Annotated in this window: 21 protein-coding genes; 10 read left to right on the top strand and 11 right to left on the bottom strand. The window is 63.0% G+C overall.

Annotated features, from left to right (window positions below; genetic code table 11):
- Positions 1–261: 261 nt before the first annotated feature.
- The gene (locus FFS45_RS31945; protein WP_137958637.1) at positions 262–924 is read right to left on the bottom strand and encodes a DUF1345 domain-containing protein; all 663 of its coding nucleotides are present in this window, start codon (positions 922–924) and stop codon (positions 262–264) included.
- Between the two features lie 296 nt (positions 925–1,220).
- On the opposite strand from FFS45_RS31945, the gene FFS45_RS31940 reads away from it, so the two are divergent.
- The 4 genes from FFS45_RS31940 (at position 1,221) to FFS45_RS31925 (ending at position 5,963) form a co-directional block, all read left to right on the top strand.
- Positions 1,221–1,826: a sugar dehydrogenase complex small subunit gene (locus FFS45_RS31940; RefSeq protein ID WP_137958636.1), complete on the top strand. Its 606-nt coding sequence runs from the start codon at positions 1,221–1,223 to the stop codon at positions 1,824–1,826.
- A gap of 162 nt (positions 1,827–1,988) precedes the next feature.
- Positions 1,989–3,590: a GMC family oxidoreductase gene (locus FFS45_RS31935; RefSeq protein WP_137958635.1), complete on the top strand. Its 1,602-nt coding sequence runs from the start codon at positions 1,989–1,991 to the stop codon at positions 3,588–3,590.
- Positions 3,591–3,614: 24 nt separating this feature from the next.
- Positions 3,615–5,069 carry a cytochrome c gene (locus FFS45_RS31930; RefSeq protein WP_137958634.1) on the top strand — a complete coding sequence of 485 codons (1,455 nt, stop codon included), beginning with the start codon at positions 3,615–3,617 and terminating at the stop codon, positions 5,067–5,069.
- 156 nt (positions 5,070–5,225) lie between these two features.
- Entirely contained in the window at positions 5,226–5,963 is a 738-nt protein-coding gene (locus tag FFS45_RS31925; RefSeq protein ID WP_137958663.1) for a metallophosphoesterase, read from the top strand.
- A gap of 43 nt (positions 5,964–6,006) precedes the next feature.
- Here FFS45_RS31925 and FFS45_RS31920 read toward each other — a convergent pair whose 3' ends face one another.
- Together FFS45_RS31920 and FFS45_RS31915 are read right to left on the bottom strand one after the other, a co-directional pair.
- Positions 6,007–6,708 carry an RES family NAD+ phosphorylase gene (locus FFS45_RS31920; protein ID WP_137958633.1) on the bottom strand — a complete coding sequence of 234 codons (702 nt, stop codon included), beginning with the start codon at positions 6,706–6,708 and terminating at the stop codon, positions 6,007–6,009.
- Positions 6,705–7,067: an MbcA/ParS/Xre antitoxin family protein gene (locus FFS45_RS31915; protein WP_137958662.1), complete on the bottom strand. Its 363-nt coding sequence runs from the start codon at positions 7,065–7,067 to the stop codon at positions 6,705–6,707. Before FFS45_RS31915 ends, FFS45_RS31920 begins: the two co-directional genes overlap by 4 nt.
- 190 nt (positions 7,068–7,257) lie before the next feature.
- Between FFS45_RS31915 and FFS45_RS31910 the strand changes: the two genes are divergently transcribed.
- Positions 7,258–7,842, top strand: a complete 585-nt coding sequence (locus tag FFS45_RS31910) for a hypothetical protein (RefSeq protein WP_137958632.1) — start codon at positions 7,258–7,260, stop codon at positions 7,840–7,842.
- A gap of 12 nt (positions 7,843–7,854) precedes the next feature.
- Here the strand turns inward: FFS45_RS31910 and FFS45_RS31905 are convergent, their stop codons facing one another.
- Both FFS45_RS31905 and FFS45_RS31900 read right to left on the bottom strand, forming a co-directional pair.
- Complete coding sequence (locus tag FFS45_RS31905) at positions 7,855–8,796, bottom strand: HTH-type transcriptional regulator ArgP (protein WP_137958631.1); 942 nt, start codon at positions 8,794–8,796, stop codon at positions 7,855–7,857.
- A gap of 129 nt (positions 8,797–8,925) precedes the next feature.
- Complete coding sequence (locus FFS45_RS31900; RefSeq protein WP_137958630.1) at positions 8,926–9,780, bottom strand: LysR substrate-binding domain-containing protein; 855 nt, start codon at positions 9,778–9,780, stop codon at positions 8,926–8,928.
- A gap of 97 nt (positions 9,781–9,877) precedes the next feature.
- Here FFS45_RS31900 and FFS45_RS31895 point away from each other — a divergent pair, with 97 nt between their 5' ends.
- Positions 9,878–10,261, top strand: a complete 384-nt coding sequence (locus tag FFS45_RS31895; protein ID WP_137958629.1) for a tautomerase family protein — start codon at positions 9,878–9,880, stop codon at positions 10,259–10,261.
- A 1,103-nt stretch (positions 10,262–11,364) separates the two neighbouring features.
- Here the strand turns inward: FFS45_RS31895 and FFS45_RS31885 are convergent.
- Together FFS45_RS31885 and FFS45_RS31880 are read right to left on the bottom strand one after the other, a co-directional pair.
- Entirely contained in the window at positions 11,365–11,982 is a 618-nt protein-coding gene (locus FFS45_RS31885; protein WP_137958661.1) for a LysE family translocator, read from the bottom strand.
- Positions 11,983–12,209: 227 nt separating this feature from the next.
- The gene (locus tag FFS45_RS31880) at positions 12,210–13,148 is read right to left on the bottom strand and encodes a transcriptional regulator GcvA (RefSeq protein ID WP_137958627.1); all 939 of its coding nucleotides are present in this window, start codon (positions 13,146–13,148) and stop codon (positions 12,210–12,212) included.
- Positions 13,149–13,283: 135 nt separating this feature from the next.
- Between FFS45_RS31880 and FFS45_RS31875 the strand changes: the two genes are divergently transcribed.
- Both FFS45_RS31875 and FFS45_RS31870 read left to right on the top strand, forming a co-directional pair.
- Complete coding sequence (locus tag FFS45_RS31875; protein ID WP_137958626.1) at positions 13,284–13,892, top strand: LysE family translocator; 609 nt, start codon at positions 13,284–13,286, stop codon at positions 13,890–13,892.
- Positions 13,893–13,950: 58 nt separating this feature from the next.
- Positions 13,951–15,633 (top strand): CHAD domain-containing protein, encoded by a 1,683-nt coding sequence (locus FFS45_RS31870; protein WP_137958625.1) that lies wholly within the window; start codon positions 13,951–13,953, stop codon positions 15,631–15,633.
- A 25-nt stretch (positions 15,634–15,658) separates the two neighbouring features.
- Here the strand turns inward: FFS45_RS31870 and FFS45_RS31865 are convergent, their stop codons facing one another.
- The gene (locus tag FFS45_RS31865) at positions 15,659–16,369 is read right to left on the bottom strand and encodes a phosphatase PAP2 family protein (protein ID WP_137958624.1); all 711 of its coding nucleotides are present in this window, start codon (positions 16,367–16,369) and stop codon (positions 15,659–15,661) included.
- A gap of 408 nt (positions 16,370–16,777) precedes the next feature.
- On the opposite strand from FFS45_RS31865, the gene FFS45_RS31860 reads away from it, so the two are divergent.
- Both FFS45_RS31860 and FFS45_RS31855 read left to right on the top strand, forming a co-directional pair.
- Positions 16,778–17,968 carry a PHB depolymerase family esterase gene (locus FFS45_RS31860; protein WP_137958623.1) on the top strand — a complete coding sequence of 397 codons (1,191 nt, stop codon included), beginning with the start codon at positions 16,778–16,780 and terminating at the stop codon, positions 17,966–17,968.
- Between the two features lie 131 nt (positions 17,969–18,099).
- A complete protein-coding gene (locus tag FFS45_RS31855) occupies positions 18,100–18,276 on the top strand; it encodes a DUF3563 family protein (RefSeq protein WP_137958622.1) in 177 nt (58 codons plus the stop codon).
- A gap of 113 nt (positions 18,277–18,389) precedes the next feature.
- On the opposite strand, the gene FFS45_RS31850 is transcribed toward FFS45_RS31855, so the two are convergent.
- From FFS45_RS31850 to FFS45_RS31840, 3 genes are all read right to left on the bottom strand, one after another.
- Positions 18,390–19,889 carry a deoxyribodipyrimidine photo-lyase gene (locus tag FFS45_RS31850; protein WP_137958621.1) on the bottom strand — a complete coding sequence of 500 codons (1,500 nt, stop codon included), beginning with the start codon at positions 19,887–19,889 and terminating at the stop codon, positions 18,390–18,392.
- 126 nt (positions 19,890–20,015) lie between these two features.
- Entirely contained in the window at positions 20,016–20,435 is a 420-nt protein-coding gene (locus FFS45_RS31845; protein WP_137958620.1) for an organic hydroperoxide resistance protein, read from the bottom strand.
- Between the two features lie 146 nt (positions 20,436–20,581).
- Positions 20,582–21,034 carry a MarR family transcriptional regulator gene (locus FFS45_RS31840; RefSeq protein ID WP_137958619.1) on the bottom strand — a complete coding sequence of 151 codons (453 nt, stop codon included), beginning with the start codon at positions 21,032–21,034 and terminating at the stop codon, positions 20,582–20,584.
- Between the last annotated feature and the right edge of the window lie 2 nt (positions 21,035–21,036).

Below are 21,036 nucleotides of genomic sequence, written 5' to 3'. Positions count from 1 at the left end.
ACGCGGTCCTGGACCAGGTAAATGTACGCTCTTCAGCAAGCGTTGTGCCAACGGAGAAGGCGGCCGCGAAAGTGGAGGAAAGCGTGAGGGCGTGGGAGTAGGGTGGCGGCGTTGGCAGGATGAGGTGCGCCGCTGGTGTGTAATTTGGGTGCCCGTTACGCGGGTTTTACACGAAAAGGGAGAGGCGCCCGGATCGTTAAGTTAACAATCTACGATCCCGGTGCACGAGGTCATGATGCCGCGAGCGCGCTGGCGCTCGCGTTACGAGCCAAGCAACCCGGCTGCGATGTTGACGCACAGGCCCAGCACGGCCACGTTGAAGTAGAACGAGAGAATCGACTGCGCCAGTGCGGCGCGCCGGATCGAGCGCGATCTGAGTACCACGTCCGAAGTTTGAGACGCGACGGCAATCGTGAACGAAAAGTACAGAAAGTCCCAATAGTTCGGTTGCAGCTTGTGATCGGGGAACAGCAGTGCGGTTTCGTGCGGATCCGAGCCGTAGTAGAGGCGCGCGTAGTGCAGCGTGAAAATGGTCGGAATCAGGAACCATGCACCGAACATAGTCAGGCCGGTCACCAGATAGTGCGCGAGGGTCGATGCCGCGCCGAGGTTCTTCGCAGAAGCCAGTTCGAGGACGATGGCCGCGATGCTCGCCAGCGTGGCGGCGCAGATCACGATCAGGACAACGCCCGCGTTTTCGTCGTCGCGCTGCGCAAACTCGCGGACCTTGTTCTCATGCGCACCCGCCATATGCACCCAGATCAGCACGAGGTACGTCCATATTGCGACGTCCCATGCGGCCAGCACCCGCACCATGGGCCTCATGTGCCAGGGCAATGCCAGTGCGGCGGCGATACCGATAACGAGTGCCGCGATCATGCGCGGGCGGTTGCGTAGGACCTGCGGATAGAGGCTCGTTGGCATGGGCAGTCAAGGTGAGGTTGCGACGGGATCGGCACTGCACTGTCAAGCAGAATTGAGCGTCGTTGATTCTACCGCGAGCCTCGGGCGCCAATTGTCGAATGGCCGCGGGGCGGCTATAGTCTTTCGCAACGGCCTTGCGCCGGGTTTTCACGCTGTGTTGCGACACCATGACGAGACCGCTTAAGCGGCAATGACCAGGTTTTGGGGCGGACAACCGGAACAACTTGCAGGGTGCGGCATGCCGCAGCCAGTAAAGTTGGCCGGTTGAATAATGACTCATCATCTGTGGGGCCCCCATGGCAGATGTTCAAGACAACGATGAGAACGATGCGCACCGCGCCGTGACGCACGCCCATTCCGCAGGCCGCCGCACCTGGCTGCTGGGCGCGTGCGCCGCGGCTGCCGGGCTGGCGTTCACTAGCGCTGGCCGCTTCGGCATGCCGCCTGGCTCGTCTTTTGACTTGTCGTTCGGGATTTCTCCCGCCTTTGCGGACGCGCCTGCCGGTGGCGGTCTGGACGCCTTCCTTGCCCTTTCACAGCATCTGACCGGTCGAACCGCCTTCGATCCGGTCCTCAGCAAGCGCGTCTACGACGCCTTGGCCCGCTCCGACAGCCAGTTCACGCAGAATGTCACCAGCCTTAACACCTGGCTGCAAGGTCACGGCGGCGTGCCATCGGACACGGTCACACAAGCCTTGCAGACCGATCAGCCGGTGCTTGCCAGGACCGTGGGCGCCGTCATGCGCGCCTGGTACCTGGGCCTCGTCGGCGAGATGCCGCATGTGCAGGTGGTGGCTTACGAGAGCGCGTTGATGTTCGATCCGGTCAAGGACGTGCTGACAATTCCGTCCTATTGCCGCGACGTGCCGTTTTACTGGACCCAAAAGCCCGTCGGCGCCTGACGCACGGCATGCCTTTCGCGCATGCCGCCGGTCGGGCCGGTCGCCCTGGTTGCGACTGTGGCATGCACAAACAAGCAAGCAGCGATAAATGCAACAAGTTGCATGAGACAGGCGATGGCGCTTTAGCGCGAACCCCTGTCGACACAGCAGAAGAGGGCAACAATGGCAAATTCAAATTCCGCCGACATCGTCGTAGTCGGTTCGGGCGTGGCAGGTGGTCTGGTTGCACATCAGATGGCTCTGGCCGGCGCCTCGGTTATCGTGCTCGAAGCCGGGCCGCGCATTCCGCGCTGGCAGATTGTCGAGAACTTCCGCAATTCTCCCGCCAAGTCCGACTTTGCAACGCCGTATCCTTCCACGCCTTACGCGCCCCATCCCGAGTATGCGCCGGCCAACAACTATTTGATCCAGAAGGGCGACTACCCGTACAACTCGCAGTATGTGCGGCTGGTGGGCGGAACCACCTGGCACTGGGCTGCTGCTGCATGGCGGCTGCTTCCCTCGGACTTCCAGTTGAAAAAGCTTTACGGGGTGGGCCGCGACTGGCCGTATCCGTATGAAACGCTCGAGCCCTGGTATTACGCCGCTGAGGAACAGCTTGGCGTGTCCGGTCCCGATACCAGCATCGACCTCGGCTCGCCGCGATCCAAGCCCTATCCGATGAGCCAGTTGCCGTTGTCGTACATGGATCAGCGCTTTAGCGACGTGCTCAACGCCCAAGGCTTCAAGGTGGTGCCCGAGCCGGTGGCCCGCAACAGCCGTCCCTACGATGCGCGCCCGACCTGCTGCGGCAATAACAATTGCATGCCGATCTGTCCGATCGCGGCAATGTATAACGGCGTGGTGCATGCCGAGAAGGCGGAGCAAGCGGGCGCGAAGCTGATTCCGCAAGCGGTGGTGTATCGCGTCGAAGCCGACAATAAAGGTCTGATTACGGCGGTCCACTACAAGGATCCGAACGGCAACAGCACACGGGTGAGCGGCAAGCTGTTCGTGCTGGCAGCCAACGGCATTGAAACGCCCAAGCTGATGCTGATGTCGACCTCCGACAAGTTCCAGCATGGCATCGGCAACAGCTCCGACCAGGTGGGGCGCAACCTGATGGACCATCCGGGCACGGGCGTGACCTTCCTCGCCAACGAGCCGCTGTGGCCCGGACGTGGGCCGATGGAAATGACCTCGGTAGTGAACTTCCGCGACGGTGCATTTCGCTCTGACTACGCCGCCAAGAAGCTGCATTTGTCCAACGGCGTGCCGACCCTGTCCGTCACTGCCGAGCTCATCAAGCAGGGTCTCACCGGCGCCGAACTGGATCGCCAGATTCGTGACCGTGTGGCGCGCACGCTGAACATCAACAGCTTTCACGAGCATTTGCCCGAGCCGCAGAATCGTGTCGTGCCTTCGGCGGATCACAAGGATTCGCTCGGCATTCCGCAGCCGGAGATCTACTACTCGATCAACGACTATGTGAAGAAGAGCGCGGCGAACACGCACGAACTCTATGCGCAGATCGCGACGCTCTTCGGTGGCGCCGAAGTGTCGTTCGACGACACCTTCGCGCCGAACAATCACATCATGGGCACCACCATCATGGGCAGCGATCCGGCGGATTCCGTCGTCGATGCGGATTGCCGCACGCACGACCACTCGAATCTGTTCATTGCGAGCAGCGGCGTCATGCCCACGGCGGCCTCGGTGAATTGCACGCTGACGATTGCAGCCTTGTCCCTGAAGCTGGCGGACAAGCTCAAGCGTGAAATCTGACCTGCGCCCCGACGGAGAGCCACAATGACGAACAAGACGTCTCGCGTGCAGCCGGCCGGTTCGCCCGCTCAGGTCACGCGCCGCCGCCGGATCCGGGTGGCGACATGTGCCGCTGCTTTCTCGCTGTTTGCCTTGTACGTGGCCTGGCATGCGGCGTATGACCCGCCGGCTCGTCACGAGGACGAATCGCCGATTGCGCAGGCGCTCGCCGACGACGCCTCAGAGGCGGTCCAGACCGGACAACCGGGACCGGCTGTACAAGCGGTTGCAGCCGGCGCTGCCTCCGCCGATCAGGATCTGGTCAAGCGCGGCGAATACCTGGCCCGCGCCGGCGACTGCGTCGCCTGTCACACGGCCGACAAGAGCCGCCCGTTCGCGGGCGGTCTGCCGATCAACACGCCGTTTGGCACGATCTATACGCCGAACATCACGCCTGATCCCGACACCGGCATCGGCCAATGGACCGACGCCGATTTCCAGCGCGCGATGCACGAAGGCATCGGCAAGGGCGGCGAGCGGCTCTATCCCGCGTTCCCTTATGCCGAGTACACCAAGGTCACGGGCCAGGACGTGCAGGCGATTCGCGCCTATCTAAACACGCTGACGCCGATCCATTACGCGCCGCCGCGCAACAACATGCGTTTTCCGTTCAACCTGCGCTGGCTGATGGTGTTCTGGAACCTGTTCAATTTCAACGAAGGCCGCTTCGTACCCGATCCCAAGCAGAGCGCGGAATGGAATCGCGGCGCTTATCTGGTCGAGGGCCTTGCGCACTGCGAGGAATGCCATACACCGCGCAATATCCTGCAAGGCCTGAAGACGAGCGAGCGCTTTTCCGGCGCGACCCAGGCCGGCTGGCATGCGTTCAACATCACGCCGGACAAGAACAGCGGTGTGGGTAACTGGAGCGACGACGAACTGGTCAGCTATCTGTCCACCGGCGTGGTGCCTGGACGCGCAAATGCAGCGGGGCCGATGGGTGAGGTGGTGGCGGACAGCACGCAGTATCTGACGCCGGAAGACCTGACCTCGATCGTCACCTATTTGCGTTCGATCACTCCGGTCAGCGGCGGCGAGACGCATCCACGCGACCAGTGGGGCACGCCTGCGCATGACGTGACCGCGCTGCGCGGCACGGAGATCACGGCCGTCGACGGCGCGCAACTGTTTGTCGCCAACTGCGCCTCGTGTCACGACTGGACCGGGCAGGGCGTCGGCGCGAGTGCGCCGGGCGCGTATCCGTCGTTGATTCACAACAGTACCGCCGGCGCCAGCAGCCCCGACAACCTGGCAATGGTGATCCTGCATGGCGTCAGCCGCACGACGAAACAGGCCGATGTGCTGATGCCGGCGTTCGGCAGCGAACTCACCGACGATCAGGTGGCCGCGATCACCAACTACGTGACCCGGCAGTTCGGCAACCCGCAAGCGACGGTGACGGTGGATCAGGTGGCCAGGCTGCGTGCGCAGCAACAATGACCGCTCACCACCGGGCCCACGCAGCGCGATGCGGCATGGTTTTCCGGTTGCGTTGCGGCTGGCGGCTGAACGGGAGAGTGTCCCGTGCGTTCAACCATCTGAGAAAAGATGGAAACCGCGCATACGCACTTTGCGTTCGCGTTCTATCATGCACGAATGGTCACTGCTCTCGCTAATACTGTCGAACACCACGCTGTCAACCGCACCGGCCGCGACTTTGTCGTCGGCGATCTGCACGGCTGCGTCGATGCGTTGCGCTATCTGCTGCGCGAGGTGGCGTTCGATCCCTCTCGCGACCGGCTGTTCTCAGTCGGCGATCTGATCGACCGCGGCACCCAGTCCGAAGAGGCGCTGGCGCTGCTCGACAAGCCCTGGTTCTACGCTGTGCTCGGCAATCACGAGGACACCTTATGCGCAGTCGCCGAAGGGCGCCTGCGCCGGCAGTGGTGGTACGGCATTGGCGGTTCGTGGGCGGTGCAATTGTCGGACGAGAAACTGCGCCACTATGCACAGCGCTTGAGCCGCTTGCCGCTCGCGCGGGTGATCGGCAGCGGCAACGAGCGCTTTAACGTGCTGCATGCAGAGTACTTCGGCACCGACGCCGAACTCGATCTCGGCGAGTTCACTGCCGACGAGCGCCAGCAATTGCTGTGGGGGCGCCAGCTCGCGATGGGCAACGGCGACCCGGGCCGGCAGCGCAGCCTCTCGTTGACGTACTGCGGCCATACGCCGATGCGCAACATCCAGCAGATCGGCGCTCAGGTGTTTATCGATACCGGCGCGTTTGGACCGGGCGGCAGGCTGACCATGGTCGAAGCCCGCCGCACACACCGCTGGTCCGTGACGGTGGAGATGGCGCGGGCGGAAGGAGCGGCGGCGCTGGCCTTGCCTTGAGCGGTCCCCGCACGGTCCTGCGCTATGTCGTGCCTTGCGCCGTCTATCCCACCTGACTCAGTTCGAACACCATATCGACGGCGTTGCCGTTCCAGTTGTATTCCAGGTAGGCGGCGTGATGGCAGTCACGCAACAGCGAGGTCTTGAACGCCGCGAGACATTCACCGCCTGGATCGCGCACCGACGGATAAGCGATCCCCGGCGCCCCGGCTGCGCGTACCGCCCGCCCGAGCGACTGGCCGGCGAGGTAGTCATGCGGCGAGAGAACGCCGGCGTCGAGCGACGCGTCGTCGCGCAAATCGACCACTACTCCACTCGCCATTACCGTGTATAGCCGCATCTGCTGACGCATCGGCGCCTCGGCCGTGGCCGCGAGGAATTTGCCGGTGTGATAGCGCGTTTCGGCGATGGCGGTGGCCCGCGAACCGGCGCAATAAAACACGCCGTAGCTGCCGTCGGAAAACCGGCTGCCGAGCGGATTCAGATGCGTGAGCGCCGCCATGATCGGCCCATAGCCCGGTCCGAAACGCCGCTCTTCGCGAGGCACCAGATCGATTTCACCGACTTCGGTGCGTAGACGGTCGTTGGTCATGGCTTCGAGCGCGTAGAGCGCGTCGAAGTCTTCGGGCGAGGCCACCCGGTCGTACAGGTTCACCGCCGGAAAGCGCGTCGGAATCACGCGATAGGCGGGCGACCAGTCGAGCGGCGCAGTGCGCCAGCGATCTTGCCAAGTCAGTTCAGTCACGCCCAGCCGCCTCGCATTGCGTCGAGATACTGGCGCACGGCGACGAGGTCGCTGACATTGCCGGCGAGCATGCGGTCGAGCGCGCGGCGCCCGCCGAACGGCGGGGCGCTGTTGGGACGCTTGATCCAGCCATCGGCCGCAGCGGGTTGCGTCAGCAAGATCTGCAGCGCTTTGTAAATGCCGAGCAGCAGCGATAGCCGTTCGAGCGTGTCATGTCCCAGTCGCGCCGTTTGCGGCTCGGCCTTCCACTTGAAGAAGGTCGAGCGGCCCGGCGAGCCCAGCAGGACGATCTGTTCGTCGGTGCTCAAATCCCAGTCGCTCGCAATCCTGAAGAACGCACGCAAGCCCGCCGCCGACATCTCGGTCAGCGAGGGTTCCGTGACGGGCCGGCGCAGCGGCGGATCGTCATGAGAGGCACGGGCGGCGTGAGACATAGGGCTGGTCCTGTTTTGTACTTTGTCTCAATAATAGTCCAAATATGGATTATTGCAAGGGCGGATTGGGTATAATCGCCGCCGACCAGGCGAACGAGACGACGAGGAGCGGCAGGTGATGTGGTTGCGAGCAGTAGTGTTAGCGGCAGGGTGCTGGGCAGTGGGCGCGCAGGCCACGCAGTACGCTGAGGTGTGGAATCCGCCGGAGACGCGGCATCCGGTGAAGAGCGTGAAAAATCACGCGCCTGTGGGTAAGAAGAAGGTAGCGGCCAAGGGTGGTGCTGCGGCGGGGAAGAGCAAGCCGCATAAGCCCGCGGCGAAGAGGGCGGCGCTGCTTGCGGATCACAAGGTTGCGGTTCACGCGGGGCATAAGACGGCAGTGGCGAACGTTGGGTATTCGGGGAAGGCCCACGTCAAGATGGCAGCGGGGAGCGAGTCTAAGAAGCCGTTCAAGATGGCGCAGTCGAAGGGCGTTCATGTGCGTACCGCGACGCATGCGAGCGGGCAGAAAGTGGCGGCGAGACATGCGGCCGGGCATACCGGCCCTGGCGTGGCGAGTGCTTCTGCTAAACCTGCCGTGACGCCCATGGCGGCACACGCAGCGGCTTCCACCGCGCCTGCGCAACCGGCGCCCGTGATGGCGAGCGTGACCACGAAGCCAGCCGCTAGCGGTAGCGATCTGCCGCCGATTTTGCACTGAGCAGCACTGATCTCAAGCGGCGCGTTTGCGTTTGCCCTTGGCGCCCGTAGCGCCTGACGCACCCGGGCCGGCGAGCGCCGCGCGGCCTAGTTCGACAATGCGCGCCGACAGCTTCTCCAGCCGCGGCGACTGCACTTTCCAGGCGTGCCAGTACAGTTCGACATCGGTCGGCTGGCTGGGCGCCAGATCGATCAGCTCGCCGCGCTGCACGGCATCGCCAAACTCGAGTTCCGGCACCATTCCATAGGCAAGGCCGCGCTGGATCGCCATATAACGCGGCACGGGAGCGGGGACGTAGTGGCAGGGATACGCTTCCGGCGGCAAGCCGAAGCGCGTCTCCAGGAAGCGCGCCTGCAAGGCGTCCTTGCGCGACGACAGGATCACCGGCGCCCGGCGCGCGGCTTCCCGGGTCAAGCCGTTCGGAAACCAGCGTTCGACGAAGGCCGCCGATGCCACCAGCCGGTAGCGCATTGCGCCCAGCCGCTCGGCGAAGCAGCCGCGCATGGGAACCGGCTCGGTCGTGATGCAGCCGATTGCAAGGCCCGAGGCGAGCAAAGCATGCGTGTGGTCCTGATCGTCGACGGTCAGGTCGAGCAGCACGTTTTCCTGCAGCAGGATTTCGGAGAGGGCAGGGAAGAACCAGGTGGACAGCGTGTCCGCATTCACCGCTGCGGCAACATTAAGCAGTGCTTCGTTGGCGCCCGCCAGATCGCTGGCGAAGTCGTCTTCCAGCAAGGCGGTTCGGCGCAGGTACTGCAAGAGGCGCTGCCCCATGCCGGTGGCCCGGCATGGGCGTGTGCGAACGATTAACGGATTGCCCAGCCGCGTTTCCAGCGCGCGCACGCGCTGCGAAACGGCGGAGGGAGTGATGTTCAGACGCGCGGCGGCTTGCTCGAAACTGCCGGTTTCGATGACGGCGCGAACAGCGGTGGTTTGGCGCGGGTCGAGGTCCACTTGGTGCCTTGGGATAGTTAGCGTCTAAGCTTAAGTTGAGTTGTCCACTTCCGGTTCAGTGGACGTTGATAACTGGGCGGCTCCCGCGGTGACCTAAGTTCAGCGACGAACGTTCCGGCTAAGTAGGCGCTACACCCCACTCCCCAGCCCCCCCGCCAACAACCTCAACGTCTCCACCGAACGTGGATCGCGCAACCGCGAATGCAGCGTCACCCGTGACTCCGGCAATGGCGGCAAGCCGAGCCGCGTCCCAACGTCGACCAGCCCCCGCGGCGCCACCCGCCGCGCCAGCGGCGACACCGCCAGCCCCGCCGCTGCCGCTGCGCCGACCGCTGCCACTCCACCACCGACGAATGCCTCGCGCCACGCGATACCGGCCTCATCCAGCGTATGAATCGCCACGGCGCGCACGTTACATGGCGCGGTAAGCAGCGCAAGCGGCAGCGGTTCGCCGACCCGCAGCAGCCATTGGGGCGCCGCGAGCCAGCCGAGCGGTTCGGTAAACAGCACGGTGGCGTCTTCGCGCGGCGCGTCTTCCGGTTCGTAGCGCACGATCACGGCATCGAGCCGCCGCTCGTCGAACTGCGCAAGCAGCGCTGCCGACATGCCGAGATGCAATTCGACCACCACCCCAGGATCGTAAGCGTTCACCTTCGCCAGCAAATCCGGCAAGTCCGTACCGGCGACGTGCTCGCTGAGGCCCAGCGAGAGCCTGCGGCGCTCGACCGACAGCGAACCGAGCGCCCGTTCGTGCGCGTTCAGCAGGTCGCGGGCGGCGTTGAGAAAGACATGGCCATCCGCCGACAAACGCACCACACGCGGCGTGCGCTCCACCAACTGCTTGCCAAGGTGCGACTCCAGCCGCTTGAGCTTCAGGCTGACGGCCGATTGGGTGGTATCGAGCGCGTCCGCCGCGCGGGTGAAGCTATGCAGATCGGCGACCAGAACGAAGGCGCGCACGGCATCGAGATCGAGGACTTTCATTTCCACTGGAAATAGATGAAATCACCATGAATGTCTGTCAATTATGAATGATGCGGCCTAAGCTGTGTACTCCATCTACTCCAAAAGAGGTTTCATCATGCCGTTCACCCGTATCGCAGTACGCGCCGGCAAGCCGGCGGCTTACCGGAAGGCTATTACGCAGGGTATCCACCGTTCCCTGATGGAAGTGTTCAACGTGCCGGAAGACGACATATTCATGGTCATCACCGAACACGATGAGGACAACTTCTTTTACGGCAAGCACTACCTGGATATCCACCGCAGCGACGACCTCGTGCTGATCCAGATCACTGCCAACAACACGCGCACGGTCGAGTTGAAGAAGGCGCTGTACAAGCGGATTGCCGAGCGTCTGGCGGAGAGTCCGGGCGTGCGGCCCGAAGACGTGTTCGTGAACCTTGTGGACGTGCCTAAGGAGAACTGGTCGTTCGGCAATGGGATCGGGCAGTACGCGACTTGAGGAGCGGCAGGGGGCGAGTGACCGGTTGTGACCGGGCGTTAAGGGACTCGGCGAGGGTCGCGTTGCGGCGCGAAAGGGCGCAAGCGACCCCGCTAAGCCATTGACCGATTGCGGTCGAAAGACTTGTCTCTGTTAGAAAAGAGACATTGGTTTCAGGCAGATCGAATTATTCTCGCGGTCGCCGTTCTCCCGCTTCCCGATTCTCGGCCACGGCTCGGCGAACGGCTTCCAGGAGGTCAGGGCGCGGTTCAGCGATGGGCACTTCGGTCAACTTGCGCGGAGTCTTGGCGTGGGGTTTCAACGTCAGACCGTAAAGCTTTTGTGGAGCAGTCATATTTCGTCTCCGGCTTCGATAGCAGCCAATTCGGACGGCGGGGTCAGTCTTGCGCCTCGCTTCCGAAAATTACGCTTTCGGATCCTTGCGGGGTGGGGAACTGTGCACGCCGTGCGTGGTGTGCCTCCAGGCTTCGTCGGCTCGTTGCTGGGCCGATTTCACGGTGTATGCAACCCGTTGCCTGTCTTTCGGAGCCGGCGCAAAGGCCGAAGTGAGACCAGAAAGTGTCCGCCGGACGGTCTTGGTGACCATGGCGCGCTCCGCGTTCGTGTCGGGATAAGTAGTCTAGGCCTTTACGTGCAGATCGCGGTACTGTGTGTTTGAACAGTATTTTGACGGATCCGCTCTCTCCGCGAGACAGCGCATCGAGCGAAAGCGTGGCGTATTACCCAAACGGACGATGCTACCGACGACTCTGGAGGAGTTCGCGCCCCGCGTAGACGGCTAAAAAGAGACCAATGAGCACGGCCGCGACAGCCCACGATTGATCTTGTCGCGCATGGGACACCGGCAATGTCGCATAAAGCCAGAGGCCAATGCCGATCGCCGTCATGAAGATTCCAAAGATAAGCCCCCACACGGGGCCCGACGTATCAGAGCTTGCTAATCTGTGAGACATTTTCATTGTGATACTCCCCGATCCTGCACCGACGTTTTCTGGCCGCCGCGTTCTGAGATTTCCACACTCGCGCGGTTGAGCGGCATCGTAGGCGGTCAAAATCAGCCTTTCAACAGGCCAAATTGTTTTTCTTTTGGGGGAGATGCTGGGCTAACGAAATGCCTGCCGGATTCCCAGCGCAATCATGAGCCCTCCACATGTGAGATCGATCCATGCCTTCGCGCGACGATACGCCGTCGCAATCGCCGCATTCGATAGAACGAGCGCGACTGCTCCGTACCAGCACGTCGCTGATGCACCGACAGTGGCAAGCATCGCGACAAATGTTGGCATGGAAACGTGGGTGGGCACCGCTGAGGAAAAAACCGCCGCATAAAACGCAATGGACTTCGGGTTCGCGATATTTGTCGCGATACCTTGTAGGAACGCCGCACGAAACAGCGGCGCCTTCATTGGGTAACGTGCTCCTGAGGGGGTTGCCCGTGCCGACACAATGAGCCGCAGTCCGAACCAGATCAGATAGGCCGCGCCAGCAAGCCTCACGCCGACAGCGAGCCACGGGAAAATAGCGAACACCATTCCGATACCAAGGATGGCGCAAGTCGCCCAGAACAGATTCACCGTCACGATTCCGGCGACAAGCGCGAGCGCATCGGAGCGCGTGCCGGCCACCGCCTTGTGAGTGATTGCGACGAAGTTCGGCCCGGGTATGACGACAGCAGCCGCATACACAGAAAAGACTGTCGCAATAGCAGACCAATCAACCATCTGTAGCCTCAGTGAATTGTGGTTGTACAAAACGTGGAGTTGCTTCATCCGCCAGTATTCTGAAGCAATTCACAACTGACCGCTGTTGGCCGGACTGAGCGAACGCCGCATTCACAACACAGCAGATTGCACAGGCTCAATCCCTGTGCCACCCGCCAGATTCCTCCGAGGCCTTTAGAAACGCATCCGGCGTCAACCGTCGACGGTTTAGCTCGTTGTGTCGAACGTCACTTGATGGCCTCGGTATCCGCCGCAGACGTGGGCAAGCGGGCCGCGCCCAAACGTGCCGAACCCTTGGCTTCAGACAGCAACCACGCACGAAAGGCCGCGACATCCGGCCTTTCCGCAGCAGCGCGTGGAAAGGCCAGCCAGTAGCTGTAGTCGTTCGGAAGCACGATCTCGAACGGTTGAACGAGGCGTCCGGAGGCGAGATCGTCGGCCGCCAGCGTAAGCCTCCCCAGCGCGACACCCTGACCATCCACCGCAGCCTGCAGCGCAAGGCTTGCGTCATTGAACGAGGCGCCCGCGCCCCAATCGATCCCAGCCACACCCGCGTGCTCGCACCAGCGCCGCCAGCCGCTCTTCGGCTCGTCATGCAGCAGTGCCACCCCGCGCAGATCGGACGGCGTCCGCAGCGTGGGCGGCCCAACTGCCACGCTCGGACTGCAGACCGGGCTTAACGTTTCGTGCGCAATCAGATCCGCCTTGAGGCCGGGCCAACGGCCGAGGCCCGAGCGAATGGCGATATCGAAGCGATCAGTCGAAAAATCCCAGAGATCGGCCGAACTGGTGAGCTTGAGGTCCACCTCCGGATGCAGCACGCGGAACGCGTTGAGCCGTGGCACCAGCCAGCGCGAGGCAAACGACGGCAAAACCGTCACACGCAGCGGACCGTCCGCGCGTTCGCGCAGCCGCAGCGTGGCCGCCGACATGCGATCGAAGGCGTCGGTCAGGTCCGGCAGATAGGCGCTGCCCTTGCTGGTCAGCGTCAGGCTATGGCCGCGGCGCTCGAACAGCGCAAATCCGAGCCACCCTTCCAACTGGCGAATCTGATGGCTGATGGCGGCCTGCGTCACGCATAGCTCGTTGGCGGCGGCGGTAAAGCTCAGATTGCGCGCTGCAGCTTCAAAGGCGTGCAGCGCACCGAGCGAGGGGAGACGACGCATTCGGTCAATTAGCTGGGTTTATCGAGAGAATGACAATAACTCGTTTGGCCGCCGCGGAAAAGTCACTTCTAATCGGACCTCTGAAACCGTAGGGGCGTTTGTTTGCGCCGCTTCTTCTTCAATGCGAGGTGACCGATGCTGGGCTGGGATATCTGGGTCTTGTTTTTTGGCTACGCGGTTCCGATGGTGATTAGCCCCGGACCCGGCAATACCCTTCTGGCGAGTTCCGGAGGGCGCTTCGGTGTGCGTGGGTCGCTGTGGTTTTGGGCCGGCTTCGAGGACGGCAATCTGGTGCTATGCCTGCTTTATGGTTTGGGCCTCGGTCGCGGCTTGCAGAGTCATCCGGGGGTGCATGAGGCGCTCAAATGGGCCGGCACCGCTTACCTGCTCTACCTCGCGTGGAGTTTCTTGCGCTCGTCCGCCAAGCCGGCGGCCTCGGGTGAGCGGGTCATGAAGCAACTCACCTTCGTCGATGGGTTTGTCGCGGTGCTGCTGAACCCGAAAATCCATTCGATGATTCTGGTGATGTTCTCGCAGTTTCTCGATCCCGCGAAGCCGATCGCCATGCAGGTGCTCCAGTTGACGGGCGGATTTCTGCTGGTGGGTCTTGCCTGCCACTTTCCGTGGATCTACGGCGGGAAGGTTATCCTGGGGCGGTTTACCTCGGAGCGCGCGGTGCGCATTCAGGGCTGGGTGTTTGGCGCCTGCATGCTGCTGGTGGCCGCGTATGTCGTCTTCGCCTGAGTTTGATGAGGAGAGCGTGCCGCGCGTTGTGCCGTGCATGTAACATGAACAATGGGCTATGCGCTTTCCTTTTGCGCGCAGCCTTGCCCTCTCCCACGTTGAGGCGTTCATGGCCCGGGTCTACGAGCTTGTGCTGGATATCCCAACGCCCGCCGCGCAGGCGTGGCTGCTGCAACGTGAGCGGAGCCGCCGCGCTCATTCCGCGGAGAGGCTCGACGGGGCGCTCATGAAGGGGCTTACCACCCTGCCCGGAACGGTGCGCACGCAATGTGCCGGCTCGCCTGGCGCCGGGTACTCGGACACACGTGTTCAGCTGACAAGCGGCGTTTCGGGTTGCGACGAGACGCTGGCCGCTGCCGGCTTGCAGATCATGCTGGACACCTCGGCGAGCGGGTGCCGCGTCGTGGTTTGCCAGCAGGTGCGTTATTCACCGGGTGTCGCTGCGCACGAGCTTCTCTTTGAAGCGCCGCTTGAAGCCGACGCACCGGTTGGCGCGGCCCTTGCCGCCGCACCTGAAAACGTCCGCAGCATGCTGGGCGAAGCGAGCGAGCTCGCGCCGCTCACGAAGCTTGCCTGTCGGCGCGATCACTGGCACAGCCGGGTGGCGAACGGGATCGTTGTGGATATCGCGTTCGAGCGCCCGATCGCCGCACCGCCCAGCGAGGCGTTACTGCATCGCGAACTGCGCCTGACCACACTGTGCGTGGATGATGCCGCTGGCGAGTCGCTGAGCGCGCTGTTCGCCGTCGCGTACGAACTGGTTGCGGCGCTACCGGCTTTTCCGGCGCTGCATTCGGCGCTCACCGGCTCGCACGACGGTACAAGCGATACCGTGCATGATCCCGCTACACCAGCCCACGCCACGTCAATCGATCTAACCGGCCTCGCCACGCCGCATGCGGCGTTGATCGCTATCGGCGAAAGCCTTGCGGAACACTGGTTCGGCAACGATGCCGGCGTTCGCGATGCGGTCAGCACCGAGTTTGTTCATCAGATGCGCGTCGCGCAGCGGCGTCTGAGGACGGCGCTGCGGATCTTCCCGCATTGGGCCGACGAAACGTGGAAAACGCGCATTGCGCCCGACCTCAAGTGGCTGGGAACGGTCCTCGGCGAGGCGCGCGACTGGGATGTATTCGTCGATACGACGCTACCGGGCCTCGCCGCCGCGGATCTCGACAGCGCCGCCTGGAACACGACTCGCGCGCACGCCGATGCGCAGCGTCTCGAAGCCCGCGAACGCGCCTGCAGCGCCATGGGCTCGGCGCGTTACGCGCGGCTTGCGCTTGCGTGGCTCGAATGGCTGAGCGGCTTGCCATTGAGCGAGCCACCCGCCAAGGCAGCGGGGCATTCGCTGCGCGCGTACGCCCGCAAGCGTGTGAACAAGTACTACAAGCGGCTGGCCGGCGCACCGAAACTCACGACACTCGACGACACCGCCCGCCACAAAGAACGGATCCAGGCAAAGTACTTGCGCTATACGCTGGAGTTCTTCGAATCGATCGCCTCGCGCAAGACCCGTAGCGAGAGCGTGAAGACCGTTTCGCGCATGCAGAGCGTCCTTGGCGAAGGTAACGACGCGGCAGTCGCATTGCGCCACCTTGAGCTGATCGACGCGCCTGCTTATCAGTCTGGTTTCGCTCGTGGGTGGTGCGAGGCGTCGCAACGATACACCGCGCAGGAAGGCGAGCGCCTGCTGCGCAGATTGCGCAAGCCCAAAATTTCAGGCGGCGCAGGCGGCTGATGAGAGGCGATCTGCCTTGTGTACGCTATACGCTGTCCGCGTCCACCTGAATGGGCGCTGCGAGTGTATTTTGCGTTTGAGAGAGTGGCGCCGCGCTCGGCGTGTCGTAGTGGCCCGCCTTCCACTTTGCGCGGATGAACGGGCGTTCGTGGCCGGACACTTTGAGGGCGATATGGGTGACCCAGCGCTGCGTCGGCAGATGAACGCCGTGCAAGCCAACCGTCAGCATCATCAGGCTGACTGCGACGGGCACTGCCGACAGCTTGCCCGGCTCGGCATCCCACGACCAGCGGACGAACATCAGCGCGGTCACCGCGCCGACGATGCATCCGGTAATGGCTTCAGACGGCGAGTGCGCATCGAGCACCACCCGCGACAAGCCGACCGCGATCCCGGCGGCGAGCCCCAGCACCACGCCGACAAGCCGAAACGCCGGCCGTGCGGGCAGGAGCATCAGGAACAGGGCGACCGGATAAACGGCGGTGGAGAGCACCGCATGACCGCTCAGGCCGGTGAAATCCAGTTCGCGCACGCCGACGCCCCAGCCGAGAAAGGCCAGCTTGGTGAGGGTTACGACGCCAATGGCCGCTCCCAGCAACACCAGCCAGCCTGCGGCCATTCGCCACGAGTAGCCGAGCGCCAGCCACAACGCAATCGCGATGGCGAGCGGCAGCGTCAGACCGGCGCCGCCGAGGCTGGTGATCGAATACCAAAGGTGGGAGGGCAAGTCAGGCATGGAAAAACCGCGGCGCATGCCGCGTAAAATCAGGACCGTGGTTATTTAACGCGCCAGCCATCCATCTGGCCGACAAACGAACGAGACACGCCGCGCGTGTTTCATGCATGTGACTGTAAGTATAGACGGGAGTGCCCGACGGAGCTTGCTGCGCGACTGGATGACGCCCGTTCTGGCGCGCCGCGCCAAGGGGCCGCGGATGCCCGAGTGCGTATGAAACACCGGGCAAAAACACTTGGCAACGGCATGGGCCGAAGCAATCGGGCGAGGGCGCAACTCGCGCGCATCAGCAATCCTGGGTGGCCCATGCGCTCGGCATGGTCCCGGGATTGATGTTATTGTGCAATGCACAACAACTTATCTGTTCTAGCAGACAGTATCGGTCCCTTTTTGCGAGGTCACCATCCGATGGCAAAAAGTCTGACGAAAATCTGGCTGGGCGGTCTGAAGCGCCTGATTTCAATTCAGGCCCAGCATGCGCGCGATTCGGTCAAGCGCACTGCCGCACGGCCCGCGCGGCCGACCGGCAAAGTGTCCGCCAAACCCAAGCCGGTCAAGCCGGCCACGACCCTCCGCTCGCCGGGCAAACGTGAAGCGCCGCGTCCAGGCACCCGCGAATCGCGGGTTCGTCCGCGGGCGGCTGCGTGGGCGAGCGGCACGTGGACCCGCTCGTTCCATTCGGCGCCCGCTGCGCCGGGGCGGCTGGTCAATCACCTGCAATACGGCTTGTATGTGCCGGCTGCAGCGACCGCACCCATGCCGCTCGTCGTCATGCTGCACGGCTGCAAGCAATCCATCGACGAGTTCGCCGAAGGCACGCGCATGAACCTGCTGGCCGACCGCTTTGGCTTTGCGGTGGTCTACCCCGAGCAATCGAAGCACGTGCACGCACACCGCTGCTGGCACTGGTACGACAACAGCGACACCGCAGGCGGCGCAGAGGCGCGTGCGGTGGTCTCGCTGGTGGATGCGCTTGTCGCCGAACATGGCTTCGACGGCGAACGGGTCTACGTGGCCGGGTTGTCGGCAGGGGCCGGTTTGGCGACCCTGCTGGCGGCCTATTACCCCGAGCGCTTTGCCGCAGTGGCGTTGCATTCGGGGCCGGCGTTCGGCGAGGCCCATTCAGGGATCGTCGCCATGGATGTGATGCGGCGCGGCGCCCGGCACGACCCGGTTCTACTGGTCGACCAAGCCATTGATACCGTGGCCTACCCCGGCATGCCGGCCGTCATTTTCCACGGTGACGCGGATCATGTTGTCGCACCCGCCAATGCGGAACAGTTGACGACCCAGTTTTTGCGCCTGAACGGATTGATCGATGCCGCGGGCGAGCGCATAGCCGGCGAGGTGCGCGAGGAACGCAAGGCGGGCGTGGTCACACGCGACTATTTACGCGGCGGGCGGCGCGTCGTGCGCCTGTGCCGGGTGCAGGCCCTCGGCCATGCATGGAGCGGCGGTGACGACGCAGTGCCGTTTCATTCGTCCAAAGGGCCGGATGCGAGCGCGCTGATCTGGGAGTTTTTCAAGCACCAGCGGCGCCCCACGAGGGTGCAAGAAACCGAAGGCATCCCTGCGAGAGCCTTGTCGGGCGGGACTTAGCGGAGACCGGGCGAGTCCGGCGAGCGATCGAACAACACTTCAGAAAAGATGTCTTGGCATAGCCTAGGGTTTTCCCTATAATCAGGGTTATGCACTAGGTAGAAACCCTAGAATTTTTTTTGAGGTTGACCATGTATCTCCTGAGCCGCCTGTTCCTGTTCCTCACGAAGTCCGCTGACCAACTGGCTAAAGAGCGTAGCGACGCTTACCTGGCCGAAGCCACGGATCTGTACGACCTCGAGTTCCGTATGCGCAAGCTCGACCGCGAAGCAGCCGTGCGCCACCCGTCGTGGATGATCCAGCATTAAGCTGATGTCGCCAGAGCCGCCGGTCTTGCCGGGGTTCGAATATGTGAGTGGTCACTATCGCGCTCGCATTTGTTGAGCCGTGCTGTGAAGCTCGCACGAAGTGACGTGATGCGTCATTTGCCAAAGCGCGCCAGGGTCCGTTCCCGCGCCTGAGCATGATCTACGATCGGTTCTGGATACTCCTTGCCGAGCGTCACACCGAAATCCGCCAGCCGATCCGCCCCTGCCAGCCACGGTGCGTGAATCCACTTCGGCGGTATGTTTGCCAGTTGCGGTAGGTAGCGCTTGATAAAGCGCCCCTCTGGGTCGAACCGCTCCGATTGCGTGACCGGGTTAAAGATCCGGAAATACGGCTGCGCGTCGCATCCCGTGGATGCTGCCCATTGCCAGCCGCCGTTGTTCGCAGAAAAGTCGAAGTCGTTCAACTGCTCGGCGAAATAGCGCTCGCCGAGCCGCCAGTCGATTCCCAGGTCTTTCACCAGAAAACTTGCCGTCACCATGCGCAGGCGGTTATGCATATAGCCCGTCTGGTTCAACTGCAGCATGGCCGCGTCCACCAGTGGATAGCCTGTGCGCCCGTCGCACCAGGCAGCAAATGCGGCGTCGGCGTCCGGGCCGGTTTCCCAGCGCAGCGTGTCGTACTCGGCTTTGAATGCCGACCCGCTCGCCAGCTTCGGGTGATGCGACAAAATCATGAAGTAGAAATCCCGCCAGATCAGCTCCGACAACCACGTCGCCGAGCCTTGTCCGTCCGGCTGCAACGAGAGTTCGTAAGCAAGCCGCACCAGCGTGCGGATCGACACGGTCCCGAAACGCAGATGCATCGATAGATAACTGGGTCCCTTTACCGCCGGGAAGTCTCGCCGCTCCGCGTAGCCGGCAATCCGAGTCAAGAAATCGTCGAGGAGTTGCTGGGCGCCGCTCATGCCCGTGGGCAGTTTGAGGTCCGCGAGGTTGCTGGGTGCGAAGCCGAGCTGTTCGAGTGTCGGCAGGCCGCGAGCAAGGTTGGTAGGAGGCGCGGCGAGGTTCGGCAGATACGGTTCGACCGGATACGGTTTCAGGTCGAAGGCGTTGAGCTGCTTGAGCCACGCGTTCTTATACGGTGTGAAAACCGTGAACGACTTGCCTTGTCCGGTGAGAATCTCGTCGCGTTCGAAGATCACCTGATCCTTGAATGTCAGGAGTTCTCGATCCTTTTCAGCCAGTTGTGCGCGCACAGCTTCGTCGCGCTCGAGTGCCGCGGGCTCATAGTCGTGGTTCGTGAAAACCGCGTCCACTCCCAGTTGCGCGGCCAGCACGGGAATCGCGTTGCGCGCGTCGTCGTGCAGCACGATGAGGCCACCGCCGCTCTGGCGCAGTGCCTGATCCAGCTCTTCGAGTGCGGCGCGGATGAACTCGATGCGCCGGTCCTCCGGCGCTTGATCCGGCCGACGCGCGCGCCAGGTGTCGCGAATCGGCTCCAGGATGGTCGTGTCGAATACGAAGGCGCACCAGACCTGGCGGCAATGCTTCAGTGCGTAGTAAAGCGCGGCCTGGTCGGTGCTGCGCAGATCGCGGCGGAACCAGACGAGGCCCGCGTCGAATTCGGTGTAAAGGCGTCGGACACGCGTCATAAGTATCGATCGATGAAGTAGGCGCGCCGCATCGGCTAGATGCGGCGACGGCTTGGCTGTCCGACGATACCACTGTCGTATCGGATGCCGGGGGCGCTGCGGGCCCCCGGGCGCAATTCAACCAGCTCAGGCAACCTGAACGCGCACGGCGACGTTGTTGCGCGTGGCGTTCGAGTACGGGCAGACCTGATGCGCGGCGTCCACCAGTTCGCGTGCGGCCGCGGCTTCGAGGCCCGGCAGGGAAACGCGCAGTTCGATATCGAGGGCGAAACCGCCGTTGTCGTTCGGACCCACGCCGACATCCGCGGTGACCGTGGTGTCGGCAGGCACGGCCTGCTTGCGCTGGCCGGCGACGAACTTCATCGCGCTCAGAAAGCACGCGGAATAGCCAGCGGCGAAAAGCTGCTCGGGGTTCGTGCCGACGGCGCCGTTGCCGCCCAGCTCGCGAGGCGCGGCCAGCTTCACGTCCAGCACCTGATCCGACGATACTGCGCGGCCATCGCGTCCACCCGTGCTGGTGGCGGTTGCTTTGTAAAGTACGTTCATTTCGCTGCTCCTATGTCTGGGACGGGGAATTGCCTGGGTCCGCGACGCTTGCTGTCGCCCCGGCATGCTGTAAACATAGCGTACTAATCATTAGTGTGCAAATTAATTTGCAAATCGGACGGATAGCTCCGAACCGGTCGTTTGGGTCAGTGCTCGAGGTAGTCGTTGAGTGTACCGCGCAGACGTGTCAAATCGTCGCGTAGCCGGATCAGGAATTCCGGTGTTTGTTGGGTCGCGCAGAGGATTTCAGCAGGCACTTCACGCGCTGAGCGTTTGAGCGACGCGCCGGTCTTGGTGAGGCGGATATAGACCAGCCGCTCGTCTTCGACGCCGCGTACCCGCTCCAGATAACCCTGCGCCTCAAGCCGTTTGAGCAGCGGCGTGACGGTGGCGGAGTCGAGGTTCAGCCGCGCGGCGATGTCTTTCACGCTCAGGTCGTCGCTTTCCCACAACACCAGCATGGCGAGGTACTGCGGATAGGTCAGGTCGAGCTTTTCCAGCAACGGCTTATAAGCCTTCGTCATGGCGAGCGAAGTCGAGTAGAGCGCGAAGCAGAGTTGCTCGTCGAGCGTCAGCGGGAGGGCGGGGCGTTGGGTCATGA

Origin of the sequence: Burkholderia sp. 4M9327F10, assembly GCF_005503145.1 — a bacterium.
Lineage (GTDB): Bacteria > Pseudomonadota > Gammaproteobacteria > Burkholderiales > Burkholderiaceae > Paraburkholderia.
The sequence above is the reverse complement of the archived record's forward strand: the minus strand, read 5'-3'. Positions and strand labels throughout refer to the sequence as shown.